General features: G+C 37.7%; 32 protein-coding genes. 15 read left to right on the forward strand and 17 right to left on the reverse strand.

Translation table 11 applies throughout. The features are described from left to right. Nucleotides 1–15: 15 nt before the first annotated feature. From LNQ49_RS20590 to LNQ49_RS23265, 8 genes are all read left to right on the forward strand, one after another. Nucleotides 16–1179 carry a hypothetical protein gene (locus tag LNQ49_RS20590; RefSeq protein WP_003002494.1) on the forward strand — a complete coding sequence of 388 codons (1164 nt, stop codon included), beginning with the start codon at nt 16–18 and terminating at the stop codon, nt 1177–1179. After that, nucleotides 1176–1898, forward strand: coding sequence for a hypothetical protein (locus LNQ49_RS20595; RefSeq protein WP_003002491.1), 723 nt, complete (start codon nt 1176–1178; stop codon nt 1896–1898). The genes LNQ49_RS20590 and LNQ49_RS20595 overlap by 4 nt, the downstream gene beginning before the upstream one ends. Further along, nucleotides 1898–2704: a PRTRC system ThiF family protein gene (locus LNQ49_RS20600; RefSeq protein WP_003002489.1), complete on the forward strand. Its 807-nt coding sequence runs from the start codon at nt 1898–1900 to the stop codon at nt 2702–2704. The genes LNQ49_RS20595 and LNQ49_RS20600 overlap by 1 nt, the downstream gene beginning before the upstream one ends. A gap of 427 nt (nt 2705–3131) precedes the next feature. Continuing rightward, nucleotides 3132–4115, forward strand: coding sequence for a CBASS oligonucleotide cyclase (locus tag LNQ49_RS20605; RefSeq protein ID WP_003002487.1), 984 nt, complete (start codon nt 3132–3134; stop codon nt 4113–4115). 5 nt (nt 4116–4120) lie between these two features. Further along, nucleotides 4121–4630, forward strand: coding sequence for an HORMA-1 domain-containing protein (locus LNQ49_RS20610; RefSeq protein WP_034736833.1), 510 nt, complete (start codon nt 4121–4123; stop codon nt 4628–4630). A 2-nt stretch (nt 4631–4632) separates the two neighbouring features. Then, nucleotides 4633–5517: an ATP-binding protein gene (locus tag LNQ49_RS20615; protein ID WP_003002482.1), complete on the forward strand. Its 885-nt coding sequence runs from the start codon at nt 4633–4635 to the stop codon at nt 5515–5517. Next, a complete protein-coding gene (locus LNQ49_RS20620) occupies nt 5514–6326 on the forward strand; it encodes an SMODS-associated NUDIX domain-containing protein (RefSeq protein WP_003002474.1) in 813 nt (270 codons plus the stop codon). The genes LNQ49_RS20615 and LNQ49_RS20620 overlap by 4 nt, the downstream gene beginning before the upstream one ends. Before the next feature lie 3 nt (nt 6327–6329). Next, nucleotides 6330–6455, forward strand: a complete 126-nt coding sequence (locus LNQ49_RS23265) for a hypothetical protein (RefSeq protein ID WP_255680893.1) — start codon at nt 6330–6332, stop codon at nt 6453–6455. Between the two features lie 107 nt (nt 6456–6562). On the opposite strand, the gene LNQ49_RS20625 is transcribed toward LNQ49_RS23265, so the two are convergent. Then, the gene (locus LNQ49_RS20625; RefSeq protein ID WP_428978343.1) at nt 6563–7036 is read right to left on the reverse strand and encodes a response regulator; all 474 of its coding nucleotides are present in this window, start codon (nt 7034–7036) and stop codon (nt 6563–6565) included. On the opposite strand from LNQ49_RS20625, the gene tnpA reads away from it, so the two are divergent. Genes tnpA through tnpC form a run of 3 tightly spaced genes read left to right on the forward strand, consistent with a single transcriptional unit; the run spans nt 7025 to nt 9274 of the window. Continuing rightward, nucleotides 7025–7315, forward strand: a complete 291-nt coding sequence (gene tnpA, locus LNQ49_RS23380) for an IS66 family insertion sequence element accessory protein TnpA (protein WP_428978344.1) — start codon at nt 7025–7027, stop codon at nt 7313–7315. The two genes, LNQ49_RS20625 and tnpA, sit on opposite strands and share 12 nt — an antisense overlap. A gap of 4 nt (nt 7316–7319) precedes the next feature. Further along, nucleotides 7320–7661 (forward strand): IS66 family insertion sequence element accessory protein TnpB, encoded by a 342-nt coding sequence (gene tnpB / locus LNQ49_RS23385; protein WP_428978345.1) that lies wholly within the window; start codon nt 7320–7322, stop codon nt 7659–7661. A gap of 50 nt (nt 7662–7711) precedes the next feature. Continuing rightward, entirely contained in the window at nt 7712–9274 is a 1563-nt protein-coding gene (tnpC, locus tag LNQ49_RS20630) for an IS66 family transposase (protein ID WP_229990884.1), read from the forward strand. Nucleotides 9275–9589: 315 nt separating this feature from the next. On the opposite strand, the gene LNQ49_RS20635 is transcribed toward tnpC, so the two are convergent. Beyond that, nucleotides 9590–9889: a helix-turn-helix domain-containing protein gene (locus LNQ49_RS20635; protein ID WP_003002463.1), complete on the reverse strand. Its 300-nt coding sequence runs from the start codon at nt 9887–9889 to the stop codon at nt 9590–9592. After that, a complete protein-coding gene (locus tag LNQ49_RS20640) occupies nt 9870–10181 on the reverse strand; it encodes a helix-turn-helix domain-containing protein (RefSeq protein WP_003002460.1) in 312 nt (103 codons plus the stop codon). The genes LNQ49_RS20635 and LNQ49_RS20640 overlap by 20 nt, the downstream gene beginning before the upstream one ends. Before the next feature lie 169 nt (nt 10182–10350). On the opposite strand from LNQ49_RS20640, the gene LNQ49_RS20645 reads away from it, so the two are divergent. Continuing rightward, nucleotides 10351–11952: a hypothetical protein gene (locus LNQ49_RS20645; RefSeq protein ID WP_229990885.1), complete on the forward strand. Its 1602-nt coding sequence runs from the start codon at nt 10351–10353 to the stop codon at nt 11950–11952. Continuing rightward, entirely contained in the window at nt 11952–14603 is a 2652-nt protein-coding gene (locus LNQ49_RS20650; RefSeq protein ID WP_003002451.1) for a phospholipase D-like domain-containing protein, read from the forward strand. The genes LNQ49_RS20645 and LNQ49_RS20650 overlap by 1 nt, the downstream gene beginning before the upstream one ends. 39 nt (nt 14604–14642) lie before the next feature. On the opposite strand, the gene LNQ49_RS20655 is transcribed toward LNQ49_RS20650, so the two are convergent. The 14 genes from LNQ49_RS20655 to LNQ49_RS20720 form a co-directional block, all read right to left on the reverse strand. Next, the gene (locus LNQ49_RS20655; protein WP_003002448.1) at nt 14643–15443 is read right to left on the reverse strand and encodes a TIGR02391 family protein; all 801 of its coding nucleotides are present in this window, start codon (nt 15441–15443) and stop codon (nt 14643–14645) included. Between the two features lie 10 nt (nt 15444–15453). After that, nucleotides 15454–15726, reverse strand: coding sequence for a molybdenum ABC transporter permease (locus tag LNQ49_RS20660; protein WP_003002444.1), 273 nt, complete (start codon nt 15724–15726; stop codon nt 15454–15456). 102 nt (nt 15727–15828) lie between these two features. Continuing rightward, entirely contained in the window at nt 15829–16278 is a 450-nt protein-coding gene (locus LNQ49_RS20665; RefSeq protein ID WP_003002441.1) for a DUF3872 domain-containing protein, read from the reverse strand. 12 nt (nt 16279–16290) lie between these two features. After that, on the reverse strand, nt 16291–16851 hold the full coding sequence (locus LNQ49_RS20670) for a conjugal transfer protein TraO (RefSeq protein ID WP_196376687.1): 561 nt from the start codon (nt 16849–16851) through the stop codon (nt 16291–16293). Nucleotides 16852–16871: 20 nt separating this feature from the next. Next, the gene (gene traN / locus LNQ49_RS20675) at nt 16872–17765 is read right to left on the reverse strand and encodes a conjugative transposon protein TraN (protein WP_003002435.1); all 894 of its coding nucleotides are present in this window, start codon (nt 17763–17765) and stop codon (nt 16872–16874) included. A 24-nt stretch (nt 17766–17789) separates the two neighbouring features. Beyond that, nucleotides 17790–19139 carry a conjugative transposon protein TraM gene (gene traM, locus LNQ49_RS20680; protein ID WP_196376688.1) on the reverse strand — a complete coding sequence of 450 codons (1350 nt, stop codon included), beginning with the start codon at nt 19137–19139 and terminating at the stop codon, nt 17790–17792. Beyond that, nucleotides 19126–19413 carry a hypothetical protein gene (locus LNQ49_RS20685; RefSeq protein ID WP_034736780.1) on the reverse strand — a complete coding sequence of 96 codons (288 nt, stop codon included), beginning with the start codon at nt 19411–19413 and terminating at the stop codon, nt 19126–19128. Before LNQ49_RS20685 ends, traM begins: the two co-directional genes overlap by 14 nt. Before the next feature lie 23 nt (nt 19414–19436). Further along, nucleotides 19437–19865 (reverse strand): hypothetical protein, encoded by a 429-nt coding sequence (locus LNQ49_RS20690; protein ID WP_002978258.1) that lies wholly within the window; start codon nt 19863–19865, stop codon nt 19437–19439. Nucleotides 19866–19876: 11 nt separating this feature from the next. Beyond that, nucleotides 19877–20500 carry a conjugative transposon protein TraK gene (gene traK / locus LNQ49_RS20695; protein ID WP_002978256.1) on the reverse strand — a complete coding sequence of 208 codons (624 nt, stop codon included), beginning with the start codon at nt 20498–20500 and terminating at the stop codon, nt 19877–19879. Nucleotides 20501–20519: 19 nt separating this feature from the next. Beyond that, entirely contained in the window at nt 20520–21515 is a 996-nt protein-coding gene (traJ, locus tag LNQ49_RS20700) for a conjugative transposon protein TraJ (protein ID WP_002978255.1), read from the reverse strand. Between the two features lie 2 nt (nt 21516–21517). Continuing rightward, nucleotides 21518–22150, reverse strand: a complete 633-nt coding sequence (locus LNQ49_RS20705) for a DUF4141 domain-containing protein (RefSeq protein WP_002978253.1) — start codon at nt 22148–22150, stop codon at nt 21518–21520. Nucleotides 22151–22179: 29 nt separating this feature from the next. Beyond that, a complete protein-coding gene (locus tag LNQ49_RS20710) occupies nt 22180–24684 on the reverse strand; it encodes a TraG family conjugative transposon ATPase (protein WP_196376689.1) in 2505 nt (834 codons plus the stop codon). Beyond that, the gene (locus LNQ49_RS20715; protein WP_003002417.1) at nt 24681–25013 is read right to left on the reverse strand and encodes a DUF4133 domain-containing protein; all 333 of its coding nucleotides are present in this window, start codon (nt 25011–25013) and stop codon (nt 24681–24683) included. The genes LNQ49_RS20710 and LNQ49_RS20715 overlap by 4 nt, the downstream gene beginning before the upstream one ends. 11 nt (nt 25014–25024) lie before the next feature. Beyond that, complete coding sequence (locus LNQ49_RS20720; RefSeq protein ID WP_034871415.1) at nt 25025–25330, reverse strand: DUF4134 domain-containing protein; 306 nt, start codon at nt 25328–25330, stop codon at nt 25025–25027. 378 nt (nt 25331–25708) lie between these two features. Between LNQ49_RS20720 and LNQ49_RS20725 the strand changes: the two genes are divergently transcribed. Both LNQ49_RS20725 and merTP read left to right on the forward strand, forming a co-directional pair. Beyond that, the gene (locus tag LNQ49_RS20725) at nt 25709–26086 is read left to right on the forward strand and encodes an ArsR/SmtB family transcription factor (protein WP_002978241.1); all 378 of its coding nucleotides are present in this window, start codon (nt 25709–25711) and stop codon (nt 26084–26086) included. Further along, entirely contained in the window at nt 26083–26688 is a 606-nt protein-coding gene (merTP, locus tag LNQ49_RS20730; RefSeq protein ID WP_002978239.1) for a mercuric transport protein MerTP, read from the forward strand. The genes LNQ49_RS20725 and merTP overlap by 4 nt, the downstream gene beginning before the upstream one ends. The last annotated feature ends 27 nt before the right edge of the window (nt 26689–26715 follow it).

A 26715-nucleotide genomic window follows, 5' to 3' on the forward strand; every position in this document is an offset into this window, starting at 1 on the left:
CAAAATTTTAAAACAATGAATTATGCAACGCAACATCATATCGGGAACTATCAGCATACCCGAACAGAAACGACAACGGCAATTGCACCGACAGTTGGGCGAGTTCGCCAATTGGCTACAAAGACCAAAGGACGCAAACCAAGTGCAGAAAGACAAGCAGAAATCCGTACCAATAGCAATGCTACCAATGGTATTCTAAAGTGTACGTTTCTGCCAAAACTGAAAACAGCAAAATCCGTACAGGCTTGTCAGAAAACGGAGAGGGATTTTTACAAGTCCCTTTCCCAACTTGCCGAGCATTACAACATTGAGGCAACACAGACCAAGGATTTTGGTTTTCCCTACAATATCGTATTGGCTATGTGGGATATGGAAACCAAAGTAAAACGTACCAACAAAAATTGGGATAGTTTCAAATTGGTACAGGACAGTAAGAAAACCTTTTTCGTAAGCGAGGAAAGGTACAATGTGGGTACGACCTTGTATTATATTCCAATTATACCACTATTTCAAATGCTCAAAGACCCGAAGCGTAAAAAGACTGCACCGCTTCTATTATCAGTATGTAGTTATCTGTACCATATTGCCGATGTGCCGTATTACAGACAGGAAGACAGCTATCTGTATTGGTTATATGAAATGCACAAAGATTGGGTGGAACAGGACGAGAAAACGGACGAAACGGAAAGTTACAAACGTGAGTTGAGAAATGCCGAATACATTGGCGATAGAATAGAACAAAAGCTATTTAATCGAACTAATCTAAAGGTATTTGAACAGCGTTTGAACCGATTTAAAAGTGTTGATATGTTCGACAAGGAATGTTGGCAAGTGGCTTGTAATGCGTTTGCCCTTTGTACAGAATATCCGAACACCACTATTTTCAGCAACGCAACATTGCCCGAAAAAGACCCTTATGATGATGACGAAAATGAAGTAATCGGAATGGAAAAGTACATTTCATTTATTGCAGATACCAGAGGCTGGTTATACGAAAGCCTTTCAGATACCATCAACAATGAATTTAACGAGTACGGAGCAATGGAAGAACCTACTATTTCCAAGCGATTTGACGGAAGCGAAATACCAACAGCCAATCTTGATTTTGAGAACCGTTTGTTTGGTTTATTGAATGATTTGAGTGGAATATTATACGAATACAAAACGATAGAAAAATGAATACAACAACAGATATAACAGACCATTTTGGCACATTGTACCATCCGAAATCTGCTTTGGTTTTCTATGAAACCAAAGGAACTGAAAACGATATGTATGTTGAGCATTTTGATATGGACATCAACGGAACGCCTATCAATGCCCATCCATTAACTGTAAAAGAAGCCAATATTTTAGCAAAGTCCTTACAGACCGATGAAGAAAAGAACCAAGCTTTTTTAAAACCAAAAGGAATTTTGCCGACCAATATCTTACACATCAATCCAAATGCGGAAAAAGGTACGGTACTTTGGTACACCAAAACACAGCAACGGAAACTGTATTTTGTGGATAGTTTGGGCATACCCAGCGGAATGGCACAAGTACCGCCAATGCTTTGGTTGGCAAGCAAAAGCAGTCTTACGTTATTTGCTTTGGCAAGCGACAGAAGACCCACCGAGAAAACGCCATTGCATTACGCACCTTACTTCAATATCTACGAGAAAGGCAATGTTTGTATGGGTACGGTGAGTGTTGATATTAAAAATTCGGCTTCGGTTGAGGAATTTCTACAGGCTTGGGAACATTATTTTTTCAAGTCCTATTTCAGTCATTCATTATGCGAAAACTTGACGAAAAAAAACATTGTGAACCTTTGGAAAGACCTTATCAATACCGATAAACCCTTTCCTAAAGAAGTATTGAAAAAGAACAACAAAATCCTTAAAAATCTATTGTGATGAATACAGCAAAAACCGCAGTTCATTTTACAGATAATTACCTGCTCAATCCTACCAATCCGATTTCGGTAAACCTTATCGGGGCAGGTGGCACAGGCTCAAAAGTATTGACTGCTTTAATGGAAATAAACGAAAGTTTGATTGCGTTGGGACACGCAGGGTTACAAGTCCGCCTTTGGGACGATGATGTTATCACGAGTGCCAATTTGGGCAGACAGCGTTTTGCAGAAAGTGAAACAGGATTATACAAATCCGTTGCTTTAGTCAATCGTTGTAACCGTTGGGCAGGAACAAATTGGAAAGCCGAAACGGTAAAATTTGAAAAAGATAATTTTGGCAGACCACCCGAAAAAGCAAGGGTAACCATTACCATTACTTGTGTGGATAATGTACAGGCGAGGTTTGGTGTTGCTGAAATTCTTAAAGAAATAAGTTACCGCAGACATTATCAAGACGAACCAAAATATTGGTTAGATTTTGGCAACAGCCAAGATACAGGACAAGTGCTACTATCTACTATCGGAGAGATAAAACAACCAAATTCTGAAAAGTACGAAACGGTGGCAAGCCTGCCATTTGTTACCGATGAATTTGGCGAACTATTGAAGCAATCCGAACAAGAGGACAACACGCCAAGTTGCTCACTTGCCGAAGCGTTGGAACACCAAGATTTGTTTATCAATTCATCATTGACACAAATGGGTTGTTCGTTATTGTGGAACTTGTTTCGCAAAGGAATGACCGAATACAGGGGATTTTTTCACAATCTGAAAGATTTCCGCACCCACCCGATAAAAGTCGCCTGACCCGAAAATTTGGGTGGCAAAAATGCAATTCCTCGCTACGGTCGGAAACGCATTTTTGCGGTTTAAAGCGGATGCAACCACTTTGTCAAAATGCACCACTACACAATTGCCTTTCCTTACATTTTACCAAACAGATTGCTAAATTATTACGTGGGATATTCGCTATCCCATTTGCTGTATTTAGTATTGACTTCTTTTCTTTCCACACAGCGATCAAAGAAAAGCAAAAGAACGTCGCCTGATTAATGATCGCTTATGACCTGTTTTTCGGATAGAAATATTTCGAAGAAAATTACTATTTAGCAGCTTAGCAGCAATATGAATTTAGTAGACAATTTAAGCTAATAACAAACTTAAACTGACAAAAAGTCTGAACCAAATAAATGGGCAACTGTTTGATATATAAAGATGTATAAAAACTAAAATTATGAAGTTATCAAATAAAGATTTACAAAACTTTATTGAGAAGATCAAACTGCAGCCTGAAAATATGGGTAAATACAGAGATCAAATCAATAATTTGAAAGAAAAATTAGAAAAAAAAATTGCTGAAGATGATAGTCACGGATTAAAAGTTCAAAAGTACATTATTGCTGGTTCGTGGAAAAAGCATACAATTTTAAAACCTACTGGAGAAAACCCTATAGATATAGATTTGGTACTCTTTATTTCTGGAGATAAAGAAATTCATAATGATCTACCCAAATTATATGATTATATTGTTTCTTATTTAAAAAGTATATATCCACAAAAGGATATTCAAAGAGATGTTGATGCTAAAGGAAATACAAAATCAATAACAATTTCCTTTAGTGGAACAGGTTTACAAGTTGACATTGTTCCTGTTGTTCCACTACAAGATATAGCCGAATATGTTTGGCAGCCAAGTCGACGCGGTGGAAAAAAATATATAACAAGTATCAGTAAACAATTAAGCTTTTCACTAGAAAAAAGGCAAAAAAATCCATCTTACACCTCCATTGTTAGAACAATAAAATGGTGGAAAAATTATAAAGAATTGCAGCCTACAGACAACGAACCAGGTTTATCATCATTTTCAATTGAATTAATTGTTGCTTATTTAGATGAGAACTATGGTATAGAAGAAAGTATTGAAGAAGGTGTAATTCGATTCTTTCAATTCGTAAGTAATCCATCATTTCCCATAATTGAATTTAAAGATTCAATTAAATCAATTCCTGGCAATTATGACTCACCTATTTACATTGCTGATAATACAAACAAAGAGAACAATATTGTGAAACGTCTTGATAAAAACAAATGGGATGAAATTATTGAAGAAGCTGAAGATGCCTTTGATACCTTAAATATTGCCGAATCAAAAAATAATAAAGGAGACACTATTCAAGAATGGAAACGTGTTTTCGGACCAACTTTTAATTTAGATTAATGCCTATGTACGGAACAACTACAAAAACCAGCACTTATACAGTTTTAGATATAAGAAAAACCTTTGAAGGCTGTGAAGCTGATATTAGAACAATTGCACGAAGAACTGGAAAATGGACAATGGAATATGTTGATAAACTATTCTATGACATACTTTTATTGGCTGAAAATGAATATTTATATTCAGTTGATGTTGTATTACTAAACAGCGAGACAGAAAGAGTAATTCGAGCTTCAAAATTTATTGTGAATTCTCTTGGAACATCTACAGAAAGTGAAAGAGCAGGTAAGAATAATGATTGGACTGACATTCCAAATACAAGATTATCAGTCATTTTGGCATATACTCAAAAATGGAAAAATTTAAATGCTTCAGAAAAAGAAAATTTTTCAAAAGGTTTTAAATTATCATGGACGGCATCCTCTATTGATAATTCATTCCCCAGTCTTCAAAGTTCAAATGCTCAATTATATGCTAGCAAAGGATATGAATTAAAAAAAACTAATTACAAATAGCTATGAATAATATTTTTGACAATATAGTTGAATTACCTAACAAGGGTATACAAGAAAGAGCAAAGAACTTAGTTGGTTTTGATTCAAAATTCGATAGAATTTTTTCTAACTTAAAATTATTACTTGATCAAGAAGGATTAAGTGAATGGAGTAAAAAGTTTCACAAAGTAGAGCTACCGATTATTTCTCAGCTTCAAGAGAAGTATCCGCTAATTATACTGTCTGGAGACGCAGGTACCGGAAAAACAATTTCCGCTGAAGCAATTGCAGATAGAATGTTACGAGAACTTAAAAAAGACGGTTTTTTTCTCAAACTAAGTACAAGAGTAAGAGGAGAAGGTTTACATGGTCAAATGGGTAACTTGGTAAATGATGCGTTCAGTGAATTAAAAAATCAAGCGGGAAAAAGAAGAATTGCATTTTTATTGATTGATGAGGCTGATGCTATAGCCTCAACTAGGTCAACTATGCAAATGCATCAAGAAGAAAAGGCAGCTGTTAATACATTAATTCAAAAAATTGACGAATTAAGAGAATTAAATGGTAGAGCTATTTTATTCATGTCAACAAATAGACTTCATTTTCTGGATGAAGCAATTATTCGAAGAGCTGCAATAATATTAGAATTTGAGAGACCTACTTTTGATGAGAGAAAGCAATTGTTTGAAAAATCAATTGGAGAAATTGGATTAAACGATAAAGAATTAGAAACTTTAGCAGATTTAACTGGTGAAAAACATAATAATGGTTTAGCTTTTTCTTTTTCAGACATTCGATTGAGAGTCTTACCTGAAGCAGTATCTAAATGTTTTCCTTCAAAAGCATTGGACTTTGAATCGGTAAAAGAAACAATCATTCAATTAAATCCAAGTCCAAAAATAATATGAAAGATAATCTCATAAAATATACCATACCTATTTTACTTATTATTATTGGATTATTTGACAATGATTTTTGGCATTCTCCATTTACAAGAGCAGGTATAATTTCTTTAATAACATTGATTTTAGGTTGGTTAATAGATAATTATAAACAACTAATATTAATTATTAATACTCAAATTTTGCACCGCAAAAAAGATTTTCGTTTATCAATTGCGTATCTGTACAGAATTAAAGTTGACAATGAGTATTTACTAGTAAAAAGTAGAACCAGAAATTATTATCAGCCAGTAGGTGGATGTTATAAAACATTACCTAGTAGTAGTGCTATTTTTGAAAAATTAGAAGTAAAACCTGACAGAAAGTTTGAAACAGAAAAAGGAATAGCTAAAAATGATTTGAGAGTTTATGTTAGGGGAAAAAATGTAATCTCTTTTCTTAAATGGTTCGATTCAAAAAAGGATAGGGAAATTTCTCCATGGAGAGAGTTTTGTGAAGAATTAATCTCAGAAGACATTTTACCCTGGAGACAATTTCGCTTCATTGATTATGAATTTAAAAAAAAGATTCAATCTCCAATTATCAAATTAGATAGCGGGGGTAAAGGGATATTTATTTTTGAAATTTTTGATTTGGTTATTAATAATGAACAATTACCAATTCTAGAAAAACTAAAATTAGAAAAAGAATCAAACAAATTTATTTGGGTAACTGACGATTTGATACAGACACTTGGACATAGTTTAAATAGTAAGGAGTATATGTTTGAAATCTCACCCCATACTAAATATGCTCAAAACTTAAAATGGGAATAATATATGAATACTGATAAAAACAAATCAAACGAACAAATTACAATTAAACTTTTAGACCAAAAAGATTGGAAAATTGTTAAAGAAATAAGTGTTGTTTCAACAAACCAATTTGGTGTTGAAAAGTATTAAATCTCATTTTTTTACGGTAAACTGTGATTTTGAAAGAAGAGAGAGTTTAATCACTGAACTCTATAAAATAATATTCAAGTAAAATAATTGTTATAACATTCATATTATTAGTTAGAGCTATAGACAGCTTGGTCAATGGCTCTTTTAAAATCATCTGCATCGCTACCAATGAGTAGATAACCTGCAAAACCAATGTCTAAAAGAGGTTTACCGACTTTTTTATCATCAATATCACTATGTGCAATCAGTTTTATTGTTGGATATTTTGTTCTTAATTCTTGAAGTTCAACCAAAACATTCTTGTTGTAAAAATCAAGGTCGATAATACAAATTTTCGGGAGTTCATTTAATGAAGATAATTGTGATAGTCCATCTTCAATGCTTTCCGAACGAAATAAGACTTCAGTTCCTGAAGCAATGAGGTCTTTACAAATGAAATCTAAAATTGGGCTTTTATCATTGATAAAGGCGAGTGTAATTTTTTGTTGTGCTGTACGTATCCGCCCGACGAAGTACATATTTGTGGTGATTTCTAGTGCTGCTATTTTTGCGTAAAATAAATAAACATTATGAGACGTCATAAAACAGAGCAGCAAAAGCTATTGATCCTATATAGAGCAAGTGGTCTTTCAATAGCAGCCTTTTGCAAGAAGCATGATCTTGTAAGAGCGACCTTCGACTATTGGTTAAAGAAGGATAAAGAAAAGTCAAGGGGTAGTTTTGTTGCCATCAAGCCTCCTGTCATCACCTCGCCAAGTGTGGCCTTACCTTCAATTGAGCTAAGCTTTCCCAATGGGGTTACCTTGAAGACAGCCATAACCAACCCTGATTTCATTTCCTCACTCATTCGATTAGTCTGATTATATGTTTAGCTTAGGATCCGAGCATCGATACTACCTGTATCGTGGTAGCTGTGATATGCGTCGTTCATTTAACGGACTTTGCGGTCTGATTAGTAGCGACCTCAACCTTAATCCGCTTAGCGGAGATGTATTTGTTTTCTTGAACAAAGCAGGCACCCATATCAAATTGCTTCATTGGGAGTCCGGAGGATTTGTGCTCTATTATAAAAGGCTGGAAAAGGGGAGTATATCGGTGCCTACAAATACACTTTCAGACCAGATATCGTACAGTGATTTGGTATTGATGATCGCAGGAGTAGAGGTGTTGAAAAGTCGTCAAAAAAAACGATATAAATTACACTGAAAGTGTTGTTATTATTAGGTTGTATGCGATTGGTTGATTAACTTTACACCATGCAAGCAACGTTCGAAAAACTATCAAAACAAGAGCTTTTGACCCTGGTCAAAGTTCAAAATGATAGAGTGCTTGAACTGGAAAATAAGAACGGACAAATTGCAAATAACAACCACACCCTTTCTCAGCAATACCATACCCTTTCAGATAAGTGTGATTACCTGCAGTACAAGGTAGCTTTGCTTACCCGTATGCTATTTGGTCAGCAAACTGAGCGTTTCGCCAAGGCCGAACAACCAGAACTTCCCTTTGCTCCAAGCGCTGAAGAACAAAAGCAGGTGCAAGAACAAATTGAAGAAAAGATAACCTACACCCGGAAGAAAGCAGCGGGTGGCCATAAAGGCCGTGCAGCTTTACCAGAGCACTTGCCAGTAGAAGAAATCGAGATCCATCCTGAACAAGACCTGACTGATAGCGTTGTTATCGGCAAGGACATTACAGATGAGCTCGAATTTGAGCCTGCACGCTTTTACATCAAACGCTATATCCGCTACAAATACGCTACTAAAGACCGTAGCTCCGTAAGCATAGGTCCATTGCCGGAAAGAGTAATAGATAAAGGGATCCCCGGCCCGGGACTGCTGGCATCGATCCTAACAGACAAATACATGGATCACCTCCCCCTTTACCGCCAAAAACAAAGGTTTGCCAGGGAGGACATTAAAATAGCCTCCTCTACCTTAGAAGGCTGGACAAAGGAAGCCCTGCGACTACTGGAGCCACTCTATGATAAATTAGTAGCCGACACCAAAAGCCAAGGTTACCTCCAGGTGGATGAAACCACCATTAAAGTTTTGGAAAGTGAAAAGAAAGGAGCCTGTCACAGAGGTTACTATTGGGTATATCATGCCCCATTGGATGGTACTGTGCTATTTGACTATAGCCCCACACGTGGGGCTGAAGCACCCTATCCCATATTAAAGGATTTTAAGGGGTATCTCCAAAGTGACGGCTATGCCGTTTATGAAAGCTTTGGCAAAGCAAAGGAGGTTACTCACCTGGCTTGTTGGGCACATGCAAGGAGGGAGTATGAACGCGCTTTGGATAATGATAAAACCAGAGCAGAAACAGCCTTGGTTATGATCCAAAAGTTATATGCTGTAGAACGACAATGCCGCACAGAAAACTTAAATAAGGCGCAGGTTAAAGAATTACGCCTTGCTACGAGCCTTCCTGTGCTTAATGAATTAGGCAAATGGATTGCTGAGGATATCAGGAACGTGCCGCCCAAGTCACAAATAGGCAAGGCGATGGCCTACTCTATTAGGCGTTGGAAGGAACTATGTGCCTATCTCTATGATGGAGACTTGGAAATAGATAACAACCGCGTGGAAAATGCCATAAGACCGGTGGCGCTCGGACGCAAAAACTACCTCTTTGCCGGAAGTCATGAGGCTGCTCAAAGAGCTGCTATGATCTATTCCTTCTTCGCCATCTGCAAGAAGCATGAGGTCAATCCTTTCAAGTGGCTAAAGTATACCTTGGAAAATATAAAGACAATAAAGTACAAGGACATCACTAATCTGTATCCGCAGAACTATAAGAAATTACAGAAACTATAAAAACACGTACTTCGTCGGGCGCTTACTGCTGTACCAGTTTCCATATCATCATACTTTTTTAAAGTTGATGTAGCCCTGCACAAAAAGAAAGCGCAGGCAACTACACTTACCGCACATTGAGGTACTGGTATACCCGACAACGAATAAGCGAGCGCCCACGCCTATGGCATGAGCGTTCTTCCTTATCGTCCCGTTGTCTAAAAATTACCAGTTTTCAATGTGGGACTTAAAGCAAAAACACTTTAAGTATTTCTATATTTTACATAGCAAAGATACTAAACTCTTGCTATTAGATGTATTAATGCAACAAAAAGCTTAGCCTGAATTTGTTTTGTGATTGATATAATTCTGCTCCAATATTGTCATCAAATCTGTTTCCTTATAAATAATTTTGCCACCGATCTGAATATACGGCAGGATATTATCATCACGGTATTGCTGTAAAGTCCGTTTGCTGATATGTAGCAATTTGCATACATCTTCGCCCGACAAATAAATTTCTCCGTTCATTACAGGACGATAATTTTTTAATATGCTTTCAATACGGTTTCTCAACTGCATTATCATTTGCTGTTGTTCGATTACTTCTTCAGCTTCATTCGTCAATAAATTCATTGTCATTGGTATTGTAGGGGTGTCCAGCTTCGAGCAAAGACAGTACATCCGAGCGTTTATAATAATTTTTGCGGTTCAGTTTGGAATATGGCAATAGCCCTTTGTCTTTATAGGTCTGCAAAGTCCGTTTGGTAATATCCATCATCAGGCACACTTCCTGGTTATCGAGCCACTTTTCTTCTTTGAAAATTGGAGTATATTTCCGTACAGCATTTTCGGTCATTTCTAAAAGTGCTTTTAGTTCATTCTTCATTCCGTCTAATGTGGATTTTTGTATTGCAATAACTTCCATAATCTGCTCAATTTTTCTGTGGAAGTGGAATTTATCAAGGATTTGTAAAGGCTTGGAAAATGTTGTATTGATTGGCGTTGAAAGGTAGTATTTGTCGCCACGATATAAATTTCAAGATAGTTTATTTTGTAAATTTGAAGAATATAGGTTACTGATAAATTAATTTTAAATGGCAGTATTACAAAAAGGCAATTCAAATTATCCGTTTTGGGGAGCATCAATAAGTCTAATCACTGGACTTGACCCGTTAGGCCTTCAAACAACCTCAGAAGCGACTTACGCCACTATGTTGCCTGGAATTTCCAATTTGACTAATCGTCTCCGTTATTATGGGTTTTATTGTTGGCTTTTAGACTTCTATTTCAAGACCGAGAAGAAAGGCAACTCAAAAGAACAATATCGTTTTATCCGCAGAGCTGAATTGATGATTGCCATAATTATGCAAAGCGAGCGTAAAGGAGTTCAACAGATAACAGGAAGTAACTTTGCTTCAAACCTAATAAATACAGCTGAGGAAACTTATTTTGACTTAGCCGAAGGAGCAGACAAGGACAATACCGATAAAAATGTTTATTGGAAATATCCATCCGGTGCATTCGGACAATATTATTACGGAGCAATGCAGGCACTTTCCTTAATTATTACAGCAATAAATGATGATGGAGATGCTATTTACAACATTAGTAAACCACACCCAAGACAAAAAGTTTCTGGGAAACAATTAGCCGAGGCTTTTGAAGGATCATTGTCACCACAAATAAAAGAGTTATTTTATATTAATATCAAAAAAGGAAAACTCTACCAAGATGATATTTCAGAACTGATAAAGTATTTTGCGATTGATACGGTACAAACAGAAAATGCCGAATGGCAACTATATGTAGAAATGCTTTTGGACAAAGACGATCCAAGTCAAGAAATGGAAGAACGTTTTACTTTTCACAGAAGGGAAACAATTTTGTCGCTCTTAAATACAGCTGTTAAAAATGAAAATAATTACGACTGGTATAGATTTCTATTGGAAAGTTACCGAAAGAAATTGGGAACAAATGGTTATCCTGAAACGGAAACTAATATTGGTTGGTACTGCTATCAATTAAATGAGTATTGGCAGTACAGTTGCGGTACGATGTTTTGGGCTGTATTACAACATCTTTACGATTTCCAACAAGACCAATATCTACCATTGTTTGTAAAGAAATTTTCAAGCAGTATTACAAATGAAATATGCAAAGAGCTAAAGCAAGCTACAGAGCCAACAAGTTCACTTGCAGAAATTTTGGAGTTAATCCCTGACACAGAAGATGAGGAAAACATCAAAAAGGAAATTGATGGAACAAACGACCCTGTTATAGTAGCAAAATATGGCTTTATTCTTTTGCTTCAAATATTCAAAAATAATAGAGAGCAACTTCATCCATTGAAAGAATTTATGAGCAGAAAAAAGATAGAAAGGGATGGGAATATGGTTGATGGTATCTTGACAGTTCACACAGCAGAAAACGATACACTTCAAGATTTTGTTGAACAATTTATTTTACGCAAAATTATTTACAGGCACTCAATGGTTGCACTCAGAAAAATGGGCAACGGCTCACAGGCTACTCACAAATTTTTTATTGAGGAACAATACATCCGTTTCATAGATACATTTCCTCCAAGAAACACATCGCCAAGAATGAACGCCTTGCAAAACATAATGTTTGATTTACAGGTAATCAACGACCAAAGGGTTTTATCGCCATTACATAAGAAACTTTTGATTGACTGATGATACTAGAAAGAGAAAACATACTAACATTGATAGGAAGCAGAAGATATCATTCTGCAATTCTTACTACCTTCAGCTTTGACTTTTATTTTTTTGAAATGAAAGCAATGAAATGGTTGCGTTCTTGTGGCGTGAGAAACATCAACGTTTTTATTGATGGACATTATTATTCAGAGTTAATGCAACAAGCGACAGGAGAAGAAATGCAACTTTCTGCCGGTTATTCACTTTATCCTGTTTTTCAAAAGTCAGTATTCCATCCAAAAATTTGGATGTTGTTTGGTGAAAAAGAAGGATTGCTTATTGTTGGTTCTGGAAACCTTACAAATTCTGGAAATGGCAACAATGATGAGATTTGGGGAGCATTTCATTTTGATATTCGTTCAACCGAAAATTCATCAGTCTTTTCGTCAGCTTGGGATTATCTATCAACTCTTTCATCGTCAGTTAAAGGACAGATGAATGAAAAAACTACAAAATGGATACTTGAACATTCTAAATGGCTGAATGAATTGCCAAAGACAAAACCATTTCAATTTTTCGAAACGTCGCAAAAAGAGAAGGTTGCTTTCCTGTTTAATACTGAAACAACTTCTATTTGGAACGAACTTTTAAAACATCTTAGCAATGAGAAAGTAGTAGAAATAACTACCATTTCTCCATATTATGACAAAAATGGGAAAGTATTGCAAGAACTTAATTCTCTTTTTCCTTCAGCCATAGTAAAAGTCATATTGGATGAAAGTGGTTTAATCCCTTCTGCAATGCAAGTGAACAAAGCGTTTACATTTTACGATTGGTGTGATGCAGGCGTAAGCAAAATCCAATATGCAAAATCTGGAAACTCAAAATCAAAACTTCACGGGAAGATTATTCATTTCAAGACAAAAAATGGAAAAGAATTTTGCTTGTTCGGTAGTGCCAATATTACACCTGCAGGATTGGGATTATTGGGCAAAAATTCAAATGCAGAAGTTTCACTTCTTATTCAGTCAGAAAAAGGTGGATTATTAAATCAATTAGGCATAAAACTGAAAACAAGCAATAGTAAAAGCCTTGATGAATTTACAGCGACTACAAATCAGTCAATTTATGAAACTATAATCAAGAACAATCAATTTAAAGTACAGTTGCTTTGTGCAGAGTTGATTTATGATGAATTTATACTTCATTCCACTGGAACTTATACCGATGAATTCAAGGTTGTTTTCTTCGATAAACAAAACCGATTTTTGTATTCCAAAACTTTCTCAAATTATGCGAAAGAGCTAAAAATAACAGTCAATTTAGAATTAGGCAGTTTCCTATATGTGCAATTGACAAATGTTAATGATGGGATTATCTCAAATAAACTATTAATTTCCGATTATTTCCTTTTGGCGAAAACGCATCCTAACCCAAAAACAGAGGAAATTGAGAAAATTTATAGCGAAATTCAAAATGGCGAACTAAGTAAAGTTCTTGACTTGTTGCATTACGCCATCTTTGACGAAACAGAAAATGAGACAGGAGCCAGCTTTTTAGATAGTAGGAGAAGCACGTTTACAAAGCTGAATGATGACAAAGAACCTGAAAAACTTTACGATCTCTCTTCCTATAAAGCAATAGAAAATTCTGGATTTGAAAAAAACCTTCTACTCTCTTCTCTTTCCCTACGTGTTTTAGATGTTTTGAAGTTCATCAATTTAAATGGAATTTCAACAAATAAACAAGCTGATATAAGTATTGATGAGCAAGAAGACGATTTAGGCAACATAAATGGAAATGAGGAAGGAGAAGTGGCAACGGTTCGTAACCTCTCTTTTGTCATTCTTAAATCTGAAAAAAGAAAGTTGATGAACTACTTTGATAACCTTTACAATTACCAACAAGAAATTCTCTATGGGAATAGTCGACCAAAAACATATAGGCCTACACTTACAGATTTGACTAAATATTTAATCGCTCTTGAGTTGATAAGTGAATACGGAGGGAAATCTGCAAAGTATGACGAACAAGACACGCACCATTTTTTCAGTTATTTACCATTTGTAGACGATTATGACAATAACAATGTAAAGGGTTGTTGTTTAAACTTAATTGGCGACTTTTTGATGCTGGCAAGAAGCGGATTTAAAGCGTATGAATTTGACTATACAAAAAAGAAAATCGAGGAACTAAAAAAAGAGGCACTCATAAATACAATTGTTTGCTTAATTAACAATCGATGGAAAGATGATGAATTACATTACTTTTTTACTATGGCTTTAAATGCACTTCATTATTTAGGTTGTAGGAATGTAGATGATTTCAATAGCAATTTTGTAGAATTAAAATCCAAAATTAATATTAGAATTTCCGAGCTGAAAAACAGAACAAAAGGATTTGAAAAAAACTTAGAGATATTTTACGAAAGACTATGTCCTTCGTTTATAAAAGTGATTGAACAGATTGAAGATAAGAACTTTGATACATCAGCAGTTAACGGGCAAATTATTTACAAATCGCCTTGGGGTTATAGCTACGTTCAGTACGTAAATAAAACAAACGATTTTACTTTAATCAGACCTGGCTTTATGTGGGACTATGATAAAGAAGATTACATAAAACACAGTCCAGACGAAATTTATTTACCTCTAAAACTCTCATCTTTTATATGCACCGATTTGTAAGTTAAAAAATCGGATAACTTTTGGGTTATCCGATTTGCGCTATTTAAGTCCTGTTTTGTAAGTGTTATCAAGTTTGTTATGAATAATTGTAGCTACAACCAATACTTCAGTCATTTCTGAAAGTTGAGTGTCTTCTAATATTTTCGGGTTATGCGCTTTTGGATTTCGGTACATAGAAAAAAATCCTTTACAGAAGTTGCCGAAACCCTTATGCTCACTTTCTTCGCTTGGATTATTCAGCATATTAAAAGCAAGCATAGGTCTTTTGTCTTTTCCTAAAGCAAAACAATCATCAACCAGATCTACTCCATCTGAAGTATAGCCACTTTTCTGCCTAAGTCTTTCCGCAACACTTTTTGTGATTTCTAGTATAGAGTGAAAATAATTTTCTTTCAGCCATTCGGCTTCGCAGTATGGTAAAATTTCTGAATGAACTCCGATACCGTGTACTTTTTCTTTGATTTTAAGTGACCTGCTTTTAGCTTCTGAAATGGTTTTAGCCTTTTCAACTAGTCGGGGTTGTCCGGTTTTATCAATTTCTATCCCTTCGTAAACTAATTTTTCATTGATAGTTGTTCTGTCTCTTTCAAATTCGTCTTCGGAATTATATCTTTTAGGATTTAATAACCTAACTACAAATGCCAATACATTATTTCCACAATTGTCTTGTATTTGCTTTTCTTTTAATGCATAAAAAAGTCTGTCGGTTTTGTTTGTACCAATTTGCGATTGAGAAATATTAGCACCAGCTAAATGTTCTGTGATTTTTGTATGCGTTAATAGATTTGATATAATGTCAGATATATTTCGCAAGGTTATGTCATCAAAGGATTTTGTCATTTAAAAATGATTAATTCTGTTTCTGGATTTCCATGTTTTGGATTTCCCTATCTTTTTTCTCACGAGAATAAACCCAAAGTGATAAAAGTCCAAATATAATCAATCCATAAGCTATCCATTTACCAACCTTTTCAATAAATTTAATGAAAACCGAACTTTCATAAGATGAAAAACCTTCGGCTCCCATCGGACCACGCCTGTAAAACTTTCGTCGGTTAAGCCAATAGCGAAGTCCTAAACCTGCAATCAAAAATATTATTCCTATAACCAATGATGCGACCATAACAAAACACTTAAAATCTACTTTTTAAATTTACAAAAAAAAACAGTTTTAATATCCCTTAAAAAGAGAAATCCTGCTTTTTGTGGCAGGATTTCATTGTTTTTAATCAGCACTATTAAACTGAAAACTTATCTGTTTTTCATTTCCAAAGCTGTCCGAAATCCAAACATCAAAGGATTGCGAAACGGCAGATGTTGAAGTATAGTACAACCGAAATTGCTCTGTGGGTAATGGGTATAAATCGTTCGGTAAATATGGTTGCTCATCGTAATACCGCAATATGCCTTGTCCGTCAAATTGGAAATAGCGAAGAAAATACTGTGTGTTGCTGTAATTGCCTGTTCGCTGTATGTCAATGCGTATTTCTACCGTTTGTCCATTGGCTACATCTTTTGGAACTGGCATCACGTTTACCTCGAAAGGAAAATCGTTCTGTATTTCGAGTTCATCATCTTTACTACAAGATACTAAAGTTACCGAAGCTGTTAGGATTGCCAGCATTACATATATCGGCACTAATCCTATTCTGAATTTATTAAATATAGCTATCATTGTTTTAAGTTTTTAAAAATTAAACCTTAATCCCACACCTGCGGATGGTCGGAATTGCTCTAAGTCCGTACCCCAAAATACTTTTGTGCGTCCTTGCAGGATTAACACAAAACGGTCTGATAGATATGTTTCAAGAGTGAGCCGTCCACCAGCTCCGTAGATGAAGTTATCCTCGCTCAAAATCTTTGCTCCGTCATACAACATCGCTTCGCCACGATTGATGCTTTCATAACCGACAACACCTGTTATTCCGAAGTTCAGCGTAATGTTTTTACGAGCATCGCCCAAAAGGAAGAAACTGTAGCCGCCTTCGGAAGTGTAGGTTTCCTGCGGTATGCGGAGGTCTTTGTAGTCGTGGTATTGGTGGGTGTATTCCAATGCCCAAAGCTGATAGTTCCCGTTTTTACCGTTCACGGTCATTCCAATATTGAGGTAATAATCATTAACAATTTTATCTTTGGATACTACACCTGTACTTACTTCCAGTCCTTTCTGTTTTGGGAGCATTCTTTGTGCCTGTGTAACCGTGATGGCCATCAAGATGAGCATCACGGTATAGATATACTTTTTCATATTATTGGATTAAAATGTTATTAAAATTTTAGGTGCATATCGTTTATTAAACGAGCTTTTATCAAATCCGAATTTTCTACCTGCAAAGTTTGATGTCTGCCACCGTTCTTCTCGAAAATCTCAATCAACAGTACCTTGTCATCGGCAATGGTAAATTGGTCTAACAGGAACACGTTTTGTTCGGTTAGTTTCCCGCCAATCTCGTCCAAAGGCTTGTAAGTTCTGAGGGGTATCATCGGGCGTTCTTGTACCACAGTACGTTTGGCTACCTTTTTATCTACTACTTTGAAATTGATAAAATCAATCTGGAAAGGCACATTGGTTTTATTTCTCAATTCCGTATGGAAATAGTATTTGCCGTTGTGGATATAAATGCCTTTGAGAATAAACTGAATGCCGAAACTCTTAGCCCCAATGTGCTTTACAATCCGATTATCATTTTTGTAAATTGTTTCTAATAGCAAGCCTGCTAGTGAAGGCGAATTATTGCCCAATTCTTCAAAAAGCACATCGTTTCCATTGGCTTTATCCACTGCCTTTTGCATTGTAAGTAGGTCGTAGCTCATTGCCTCCGGGTAAGAACTGTAATACACATTAAAGCTGTAAAAACGTCCGTCATTCGTAATGACCGAAAAATTGGTTTCAGGTTCGAAATCCCTTACCGTTGCTTTTACACGCAACACGTTTTCCGCATCTTCTGCTTTTCCTGCAATTAGATATTCGCTTCCCAAATCCACATAACGGATAGCGGTCGGAAAAATCAAGTGCGAAGTTTTATCGTAGGTAACTTCCATTTTATACGGTTCTATCTTGCCTAATGCAAGCGGAGTTCTGATGCTGTCTTGTGCAAAAGATTGTACGGCAAAGCCGAGTATCAGGACAATTGCCCAAAAGGTTTTTAAATGATTTTTCATTATTAAAATTATTTGAGTTCAACATTATTTTTTAGATACCAAGAAGACTTGATATCCTGCTTTCAGCGTAACTTTTGGGGTTCTTACCTTTTTGGCGAAGTAGCCCGAAATTCCCTGTACCACGCCACGACTAAGGTCTGCTGCAACCTGCTGTCCAGCATTTTGCGTGAGCATTACGCTTGTTCCGCCTGTCTGGCTTATATTGCCTGCCATTTCGGTAAGGGCATTCATTTCCGGCGAATATGGAACGTACAAGCCTTGCTGTCCGTCCAAATCGTAAATGGTTATATCTACCGGGATGATATTGCCCTCCAGTTCTATCGAGGTAACTTTTAGTTGTAAACGCCCTCCCTGAAATTTCGCATTAGCCGTTAAAATCGTTCCTTTTGGAATGGTACGGCTCGGTGTTTTTGCAGGCTCTAATAATCGTAAACGCACACCTGTTTCGCCAACTACTGTTTGGGCATCGTGTACACAGGCTTTGATACTGTTTTTGGGTTGTGCCATTTGTTCCACAGAACCAGCGGTATAAAACCCACGGTTCTTTGTTTCGCTCCAATCCGCTAAAAAAGCACTGTCCGATGGTTCACGGTAAAGGGTTGATACTGTATTTTTTCTTGCTGATGTGAACGATACAAAATGCTCTTTTTGGTTAGTAGCCATAGCACTAATAGCATCCGGAACAGCACCATTAGCAGGTGTTGAATTTTCGGTATTCGCATTTTTTGGCAGATACTTTGCTGCCATTTCATAGGATTTCTCCATTAGCTTCAATTGGTCATCAACTGTGGCCACAGGTGGCACATCCTTTTCTGATAATTTTTCTTTCAATTCGTCCACCTGCTTACGCAGTTCCATTGTTTCAGCGTTATCATCTTGATAAAAGGAACTCAATGCGCTTTGGCTATTTCGATAGCTGTTCAAAGCAGGGTTACTGCTTCTTGCCGAATTTCTCCCACTACCGCCAAAGCTGTTGTTTTCCTCTTCTTCATTAAACGGTTCGTCGGTTGGCTCTTCTTTGTCTTCTGTATTCCAGTAGTCTGAAAGTGTAGCCAATGCATTGCGTTTTTCCTGCTCTTTGCGTTCGAGCATTTCCTGTTCATACGCCTTGCCTTTGTCGGCAGGCATTCCAGTTCCAGTAGCCTCTGGTACCGCATCGTTCAGCCCTACATTTTCAATTGTCTTTTTGTCTTCGGATGGTTTAAATATGAGGTACATACAACCCACGAAAACAATCGCCATTAAGCCGAAAATTAAGGGCTTTTTGAGCTTCTCCTTATTATTCTGTGTGCCGTCTTGCAACACATCAGCAGTTGCTGTCGAGTTCCCCTCCGTTACCCGAACAACCGATTTTTTGTTCTCATTTTCTTTCATAAATTTGATTTTTTAAAATTGTTGATACACTATCCTGCAATCTTGCAGGACTTCCATTTTTTTTGAGGACAGGATTTTCGATATGCTCTATGATCATATCGTTTCCAGACTTTGAGGTATCGTACCAGACTTTGAAAATTACACCTGTGGTAAGCAGTAGATATCCCACAAAAAAGTACAGGGTATATTGGTGCTGCTTGCGCACTGGCAATGCCTGCCAACGTTCGTCGAGCTTATCAAAATACCTATCCATATTTGCTCTTAGTTTTTTCATACTCTTAATTTTTTATGATGATGTTAGAGCTTGAACCGCTTGGAGATTTTACCCACATTTTGCTTTTGTTCATCATTAACCAAAGCAATAACCTCAACTGCATTGGGTACGACTATTAAAGAGAGGTTTGTCAGTTCCGATTTTTTTAGCAATTGCCCAAATTGGTCTTTTCTTGCCACCTCCATTCTGTTGAGTGAGAATTTGCCGTTCAGATAATTTACCCACATACTGCATTCTACACTTGGCTTGTCTTCTCCCGACCATTGTAGGTAGCCTGTCAACAACAAGTCTTGTTTAGGCAAAGTATCTGCACCTTTTTGGCAGCTTTCAAGGTAATCGCTGATACTTTCTTTCAGCTTTCCGGCATACGCACCCTGCGTATGAAAATAGCCGTTATATCCTTTTTCTGTAAGGATTTTTGCGAACGTGTTTAAATCTGATAATGTTTCCATAAGATTGTTTTTTAGCGTTCGATGACTTCTATATCCCTGTTTTCCACGACTGCAAATTTTTCGATATTGAAGCCTTGTGGGTTGTTGTCAGAGCGAACGGAGTTGACTAGGTAGCAGGAAGTAATTAAGTTACGTCTGGTTACATTGCTTGACCGAATGATGAATTGTTTTGCATAGGTTCGTACCGCATAAGGATGGGTATCGAAATTGCAGACCACACTATCTACTTCGATGCGTTGCTGTACGTTTCCTGATATAATACGACTGTAATAGCCTTTTTCTGACAAGTCTTTATAGTAGTCGAAGGCACTTTTGTCGGCAAGATTGAATGCCCTGCTCATATTGCTTTCTATAGCGTTTTTGTCGGGAGCAAGTGTAAAAAACAGCTCGTGAAAACGTCTGACGTGTTCCCTTGCTTCCACAGGTCGGTTGATACTTGCATCTTGCGATAAGGCAAGCATCAAAGATTTGCCGTTATCCAATACATAGATTTTTTGGCGTTGTTCTTCTGCAAAGCGGTAGGACTGCCATACGGCATATCCTACCACGCCAATACAGAGAACCGCAAACACAATGGCATATAGTCTTATCTGCCTAAAGCTGTTTTCGATATTTCTTAGCGTTTTAAATTCCATTTTTTTGAATGATTTATTGTTATTTATTCATCAGTTTACCGCCGATGTTTCCTACTGTAGATCCTGCACCAGCACCCGCAAGGTTTCCTGCCTTCATCGCTGTTTGATTTACATTACGAGTAAAGTTTCCTGCACCTCCGGCTTGGATTACCCAACCTGTTACTGTTGGAATTGTGAAGTAGCCAACGATACCGATAATCATAAAGATGATGTACACCGTATTGCTCGTATCGGGTATGTAGGTCGGGTCGGCAAGCATTGCTATATCCCTTTCCAGTATGAGGGATTGTATTCTTGCCAGCATCGAGCTGAACAAATCGGAAACAGGAAGCCAGAGATATACGCTGACATATCTCGTGATCCACTGTGTGAGCGTGGACTGAAATCCGTCCCAAACGGAAATAGCAAAAGCTATTGGTCCGAGTATCGAAAGGACTATCAGGAAAAATGTTCGTATGGTATCAATAACTAAAGCCGCCGCCTGAAAGAGTATTTCCAATAAATTGCGAAACCAATCCTTTATTGCTTTCTCTATCTTGTAGGCTTGCCTGTCCATATACATTCCTGCCATTGTACCAACGTCCGATGGCGACCAGCCCAATTCATCCAGCTTTTTATCAAACTCTTCGTCTGATGCCATATAGGCGGTTTCGGGATTTCGTACCATTGCTTCGTATTCCAATTGGTCTTTCTGTTGCTGGAGTTGGTTGAGGTCAAGCACCTGGTCTTCGAGTATGGCGTGAGTTCCTGTAACTACCGGGCTTAATACTGCATTAATGGTTCCCAACACGATGGTTGGAAAGAACATTATACAAAGACCCAGAGCGAATGGACGCAGTAACGGAAACACATCGATAGGCTCGGCTCGGCTTAAAGCCTGCCAAACCTTTAATGCTACATAGAACAACGCACCCAATCCCGCCAATCCTTTAGCCACAGCCGCCATATCACCTGCAAGCGGCATCATATCGTCGTAAAGTGAACGAAGGAGTTCGTGAAGATTATCCCATTCCATTTTTACCAGTATTTTTGGTTAGAAGTTCCGTAGAGTTCAAGAACTCTCTGTGCGTCGTTTTTCTTTTTCGCTCTTAGGTAGCTTACAGAAATGTTCTTATTAGTGTAGTAGCGTACAAGGCTGTGGTAATCCTTTACCTCTTTGTACACACGATCAATAATATCCATACGCTCTTTGTCGTTTAGCGAAAGGCTTGAAGAGGTTATAATTTGCTTCAATTCTTTCAGCAGTTCGGTACTTTCATTGAGCAGTGCCGAATAACCATTGCCGATTGCAACCAATTCCTGTGGTGTGAAATTGGGATCGTTCATCATTTTTCCAAAGTTCTGAACATATATTTCGGACACATCGCCTACCAACAATACGGTTTGCTGTACTTTACGGGCATCTTTCACAAGGTTGTTGATAGCTTTTAGCTTGTCGTAATATTCCTTGCCCTGATCGTACACTTTTTTCACTTCGTTGAAGTTCTTTACGACATTGCTCACGGTGGAAGAAGTCTGTATGATTTCGTTCGCACTGTTGATAATTCCTGATGCCAGATTTGCAGGGTCAGTTACTACAAATTGAGCTTTCGCTGACGGTGCTACGGCGAGCATTAGTGCCGTACACACCAGATACAATACTTTTTTCATTGTTTCTGAATTTTTAAATTGTTAATTGACTATTGATTTACTTTGTCCCGCCTTTGCATTGCGATATGCTTGATGGCGAGTTCTACATTGCCGTCCAGTTCAGCAGCAAGCTGCATCACTTCCATTTTTTCGGTTTCTTCGGTGGTGTAAGCAAGGTATTCCTCCAAACTAACTTCGGTGGCATAGACTGCCGAGTGCGTACCACCTAAGCCTATCCAAACCTCTTTGTAAAGTCGGCTTGCATCGTTGTTCATATTGATAGAAAGTACCTGCCCTTTTTCCTTATCTGTAAGCCCCAACATCGCCTGTATATCATCAAACTTGTTCATATACTTGCGTTGGTCTAAAAGGATTTTACAATCACTGTTGTTAATGATACTTTCCTTAACAATGGGCGACTGGATGATGTCATCCACCTCCTGCGTTACCACGATGGCTTCACCGAAAAACTTCCTAACCGTTTTAAACAAATACTTTATATATTCTGCCATACCTTCCTTCGCAATCGCTTTCCAGGCTTCTTCAATTAGTATCAGCTTTCGGATGCCTTTCAACCTCCTCATCTTGTTGATGAAGACTTCCATAATGATGATCGTGACTATGGGAAAGAGGATTTTGTGGTCTTTTATCGCATCAATTTCAAAGACAATAAAGCGTTTGGAAAGCAGGTCTAACTGCTTATCGGAATTGAGCAAATAATCATACTCACCGCCCTTGTAGTAGGGTTCGAGTACGTTAAGGAAATTGGCAATGTCAAAGTCTTTTTCCCTTACCTGTTTTTCTTCGAGTACCTTGCGGTAATCGCCTTTTACATACTCATAGAAGCCATTGAATGATGGATAAATATCTTCCTGTTTGATGCGCTCGATATAGCCTGATACAGCATTCGATAATGCTACTTCTTCTGAACGGGTTGGTGGTTCATCATCACGTTTCCAGAGTGTCAGTATCAAAGTCTTGATACTTTCACGCTTCTCAATATCGAATACGCCATCATCGGTATAGAAAGGATTAAAGGCAATTGGGTTGTCTTCTGTATAAGTAAAGTAAACACCGTCTTCGCCTTTGGTTTTACCTTTAATGAGTTCGCACAAACCTTGATAAGAATTTCCGGTGTCCACAAGCAAAACGTGAGCGCCTTGCTCGTAATACTGTCGTACCATATGGTTTGTGAAGAAAGATTTACCACTTCCCGATGGACCGAGTATGAACTTGTTACGATTGGTAATAATTCCACGTTTCATCGGCAAATCCGAAATATCCAAATGGATAGGCTTTCCAGTCAGGCGGTCAGCCATCTTGATACCAAATGGTGATGGCGAATTGTGGTAATTGGTTTCTTCCGTAAAAAAGCACAATGCAGGCTCAATAAAAGTGTAAAAACTTTCCTCTGCGGGAAAATCACCTGCATTACCCGGCATTCCTGCCCAGTACAATGTTGCTACATCCGTAGTGTTGTGTCTGGGTTTACATTCCATCAATGCTAAAGCACTTCCACAATCATTTTTTAGCTGTTTCAGTTCTGCCGGATCATCCGACCACGCCATAATGTTGAAGTGAGCACGAACAGAAGATAGCCCAAAACTGTGGGCTTCGTTTAGGTACTTTTCTATCCACTCTTTGTTGATTTGGTTGGCACGACTGTAACGAGCCAGTGAGTGCATATTCCTTGCGGACTTCTCAAACTTTTGTAGACTGGCTTCGCTGTTATCCAAAAACAAATATTGGTTGTAAATGTGGTTGCAGTTTAACAACAAGCCCACAGGTGCGGCGAATGACAAACGGCAATCACTTCGGTCGGTAGATAGCTTTTCAAAACGGGTATCAGCCGATACCATTCCGGGTAAATCGTCAGTATCGGACAAGGTGTGCAGGCTCAACCTTTTGTTCCCGATACGAACTTCTTCGGCTCCTAATGCGATGTCCTGCATGGGTGTCCCTGCATCTCTTGACAAGGTGAGGTACTGTTCTAATAACCCCTGTTTTTCATCTTTACCGATGATATCGTTTTCACTCAGGCGTCGTAGGCTTATGAAACCACTATCATTCACGATACGTTCAAACTGCGCAACGGCTTCCATAAAACGGTGGATTGCTTCCTTATCTCTGATTTCCTTTGGTATCAGCGTACCTTTGCAGAGCGAAGAGAAATTGCTTTGCATCCGCATCCGATCTTTGGTAGTTTTGGTCAGGAATAAATAGCAATAATGGTTCAAGAAAGGGCGTTCGTTGAAATGTTGTTGGTAGGATTTGCCTAAAAAACTTAAATTCTCACCAGCAATATCTGGTGCATAGTTTTCCTTAATGTACCAGTCTTGTTTATGGATGACCGTATAATCGGGCAAGGTCTTGATAGCTTTATGCCAAGCGGAATGAATCGCTTCGTATTCCGCAGAAGCTACTGTGAATAGTTCTGGTAAGCGTACTTCAAAACAAGCGGTAATATCTGCATCCTTGGACAGGATACAATTATTTTCTACTGCCAACAAAGGAAACTTATTTTCCAACGTAGTGACTTTTGCTACATTTCTCATACGGCAGTTGATTTAGAGGTGGACTTTAAATAACGATGCACAGGCTTGCGACAGATGATGTAATGGGGATGCCTTTTTATTGCGCCGATTTTCATCAATCCGTGTTCACCATACTTTTGATTGAGTGAAAAGGTCTGCCATACAATTAGCGAAGCACCACCAATTCCTAAAGACAGACAGATGTAAGAATTAACCCCAGCCATGTAAAGTATCATGACCAGGATCAATGTCCCAAGTAATCCGCCGGCGAAGATGAATAGGTACTGCGCTTTCAGTCCCTTAAATTCTACTGTTCTTCCAATGCCTTTGTTGATGTTGTAATTACTCATAGGGCAAAGGATTAAAGGAAAAATGAACGAAGAATGGTAGCAGCTACAATAAGGAAGATACAGGCACCGAACCACGATGCCGCCGTTTTACTGGTATCGGGGTCGCCCGAACTGAATTTGTTGTACACCTTAACACCTCCGATTAACCCGACTACGGCACCAATAGCGTAGATAAGCTGTGTGGCGGGATCGAAATAAGAGGTGACCATTTGGGTAGCTTCTGTGATACCTGCTGTACCATTTCCCTGGGCGAATGCACCGATTCCTGAGAGCATCAATGTAGCTGCCAGCAAAACTTTTTTTCTTTGTTTTTTCATGATTAAACACATTAATTTGTTATTGTATTCCCACTTCTCGCGGGCTTTCTGAACAAAGGTGTTTCAGAAATCAAGGCGTTATAATAAAGTGACAGTCAAAGGAATGATTTGGCAGTGAGTGGCGTTATAGTTGATAATGGAGCATGAAAAAATGCCAAACATTTCGATACAGAATAGCTGATAAAATTTCTCCCTTATGATTTTATAAGTTTTCCATTATCCTAAAAAGACACTGGGTATTTATTTATCACCTTAACAAAGTCCCAAGAGACCCACCGCTTAAAAAAAAGATTTATTAAAATTATCATTTAAGTATTTGCTTAAATAAGAAAACTATTTGTATTTTTGCTGCGTTATTAAATCCTAAACAAGGAAATTATGGAAAACAATCAATCGTGTATCCGTGTGTTTGCCGACAAGGTTCAAATAGACAATTGTAGAGTAATACTTCAAACCAACGACAAGGCATTCAGCCAACTGAGTGGACTTTTAGCATTGGCAGGAAACGAAGTAAGGTTGAAAATCTTATTTCTCTTAGAAGAAGAAAACGAACTCTGCCCTTGCGACCTTTCAGACATTCTCGGAATGAGCATTCCTGCCGTTTCGCAACACCTCAGAAAACTAAAAGACGGAAACGTCATTGAAGGGAGAAGAGAAGGACAAACCATTTTCTACTCTTTGAAACAAGAGCAACTGACTTTACTTCGTCCATTTTTTAAACACATCATAAACAATTCAAAAAAGGAAACAGTATGAACAAGAAAAACAACAGATTTGTCGGAGCGGGAGTGCTTTCGGCAGTAGCAGCATCACTTTGCTGCATTACACCTGTATTGGCTCTTATTTCAGGAGCGTCAGGAGTGGCATCTACATTTTCGTGGATGGAACCAGCAAGACCTTATCTAATCGGTATCACTGTTTTGGTGTTGGGTTTTGCTTGGTATCAGAAACTTAAACCACGAACAGCCGAAGAAATTCAATGTGATTGCGAAGAAGACGAAAAGAAACCCTTTATGCAGACCAAAACATTCTTGGGAATTGTAACCGTATTTGCAGCCTTGATGCTCGCTTTTCCGAACTACGCACACATTTTCTATCCTTCAAACGACAACAAGGAAGTTGTAATCGTCAATGCTTCTGACATCCAAACGGTAACTTTTGATGTAAAAGGAATGACTTGCAATGGTTGTGCTTCACACGTAGAAAATGATGTGAACAAATTGCCAGGCATTGTTAAGGTAGATGCGATTTATGAAGAAGCGACTGCCAAAGTAGAATTTGACCAAACCAAAGTGAGTCTTGCTCAAATTGAAGAAGCCATCAACGGTACAGGTTACAAAGTGGTTGGCAAGAAATAGTATTTTTTTGCCCCTCGTATTTAAGAA

This window comes from Flavobacterium pisciphilum (assembly GCF_020905345.1).
GTDB classification, from domain to species: Bacteria; Bacteroidota; Bacteroidia; order Flavobacteriales; family Flavobacteriaceae; genus Flavobacterium; species Flavobacterium pisciphilum.

Bases quoted from the DNA above. Each gene is read 5' to 3' on its own strand.
- LNQ49_RS20590 (WP_003002494.1), top strand. From the start codon at position 16: ATGAATTATGCAACGCAACATCATATCGGGAACTATCAGCATACCCGA.
- LNQ49_RS20595 (WP_003002491.1), top strand. From the start codon at position 1,176: ATGAATACAACAACAGATATAACAGACCATTTTGGCACATTGTACCAT.
- LNQ49_RS20600 (WP_003002489.1), top strand. From the start codon at position 1,898: ATGAATACAGCAAAAACCGCAGTTCATTTTACAGATAATTACCTGCTC.
- LNQ49_RS20605 (WP_003002487.1), top strand. From the start codon at position 3,132: ATGAAGTTATCAAATAAAGATTTACAAAACTTTATTGAGAAGATCAAA.
- LNQ49_RS20610 (WP_034736833.1), top strand. From the start codon at position 4,121: ATGTACGGAACAACTACAAAAACCAGCACTTATACAGTTTTAGATATA.
- LNQ49_RS20615 (WP_003002482.1), top strand. From the start codon at position 4,633: ATGAATAATATTTTTGACAATATAGTTGAATTACCTAACAAGGGTATA.
- LNQ49_RS20620 (WP_003002474.1), top strand. From the start codon at position 5,514: ATGAAAGATAATCTCATAAAATATACCATACCTATTTTACTTATTATT.
- LNQ49_RS23265 (WP_255680893.1), top strand. From the start codon at position 6,330: ATGAATACTGATAAAAACAAATCAAACGAACAAATTACAATTAAACTT.
- tnpA (WP_428978344.1), top strand. From the start codon at position 7,025: ATGAGACGTCATAAAACAGAGCAGCAAAAGCTATTGATCCTATATAGA.
- LNQ49_RS20625 (WP_428978343.1), bottom strand. From the start codon at position 7,036: ATGACGTCTCATAATGTTTATTTATTTTACGCAAAAATAGCAGCACTA.
- tnpB (WP_428978345.1), top strand. From the start codon at position 7,320: ATGTTTAGCTTAGGATCCGAGCATCGATACTACCTGTATCGTGGTAGC.
- tnpC (WP_229990884.1), top strand. From the start codon at position 7,712: ATGCAAGCAACGTTCGAAAAACTATCAAAACAAGAGCTTTTGACCCTG.
- LNQ49_RS20635 (WP_003002463.1), bottom strand. From the start codon at position 9,889: ATGAATTTATTGACGAATGAAGCTGAAGAAGTAATCGAACAACAGCAA.
- LNQ49_RS20640 (WP_003002460.1), bottom strand. From the start codon at position 10,181: ATGGAAGTTATTGCAATACAAAAATCCACATTAGACGGAATGAAGAAT.
- LNQ49_RS20645 (WP_229990885.1), top strand. From the start codon at position 10,351: ATGGCAGTATTACAAAAAGGCAATTCAAATTATCCGTTTTGGGGAGCA.
- LNQ49_RS20650 (WP_003002451.1), top strand. From the start codon at position 11,952: ATGATACTAGAAAGAGAAAACATACTAACATTGATAGGAAGCAGAAGA.
- LNQ49_RS20655 (WP_003002448.1), bottom strand. From the start codon at position 15,443: ATGACAAAATCCTTTGATGACATAACCTTGCGAAATATATCTGACATT.
- LNQ49_RS20660 (WP_003002444.1), bottom strand. From the start codon at position 15,726: ATGGTCGCATCATTGGTTATAGGAATAATATTTTTGATTGCAGGTTTA.
- LNQ49_RS20665 (WP_003002441.1), bottom strand. From the start codon at position 16,278: ATGATAGCTATATTTAATAAATTCAGAATAGGATTAGTGCCGATATAT.
- LNQ49_RS20670 (WP_196376687.1), bottom strand. From the start codon at position 16,851: ATGAAAAAGTATATCTATACCGTGATGCTCATCTTGATGGCCATCACG.
- traN (WP_003002435.1), bottom strand. From the start codon at position 17,765: ATGAAAAATCATTTAAAAACCTTTTGGGCAATTGTCCTGATACTCGGC.
- traM (WP_196376688.1), bottom strand. From the start codon at position 19,139: ATGAAAGAAAATGAGAACAAAAAATCGGTTGTTCGGGTAACGGAGGGG.
- LNQ49_RS20685 (WP_034736780.1), bottom strand. From the start codon at position 19,413: ATGAAAAAACTAAGAGCAAATATGGATAGGTATTTTGATAAGCTCGAC.
- LNQ49_RS20690 (WP_002978258.1), bottom strand. From the start codon at position 19,865: ATGGAAACATTATCAGATTTAAACACGTTCGCAAAAATCCTTACAGAA.
- traK (WP_002978256.1), bottom strand. From the start codon at position 20,500: ATGGAATTTAAAACGCTAAGAAATATCGAAAACAGCTTTAGGCAGATA.
- traJ (WP_002978255.1), bottom strand. From the start codon at position 21,515: ATGGAATGGGATAATCTTCACGAACTCCTTCGTTCACTTTACGACGAT.
- LNQ49_RS20705 (WP_002978253.1), bottom strand. From the start codon at position 22,150: ATGAAAAAAGTATTGTATCTGGTGTGTACGGCACTAATGCTCGCCGTA.
- LNQ49_RS20710 (WP_196376689.1), bottom strand. From the start codon at position 24,684: ATGAGAAATGTAGCAAAAGTCACTACGTTGGAAAATAAGTTTCCTTTG.
- LNQ49_RS20715 (WP_003002417.1), bottom strand. From the start codon at position 25,013: ATGAGTAATTACAACATCAACAAAGGCATTGGAAGAACAGTAGAATTT.
- LNQ49_RS20720 (WP_034871415.1), bottom strand. From the start codon at position 25,330: ATGAAAAAACAAAGAAAAAAAGTTTTGCTGGCAGCTACATTGATGCTC.
- LNQ49_RS20725 (WP_002978241.1), top strand. From the start codon at position 25,709: ATGGAAAACAATCAATCGTGTATCCGTGTGTTTGCCGACAAGGTTCAA.
- merTP (WP_002978239.1), top strand. From the start codon at position 26,083: ATGAACAAGAAAAACAACAGATTTGTCGGAGCGGGAGTGCTTTCGGCA.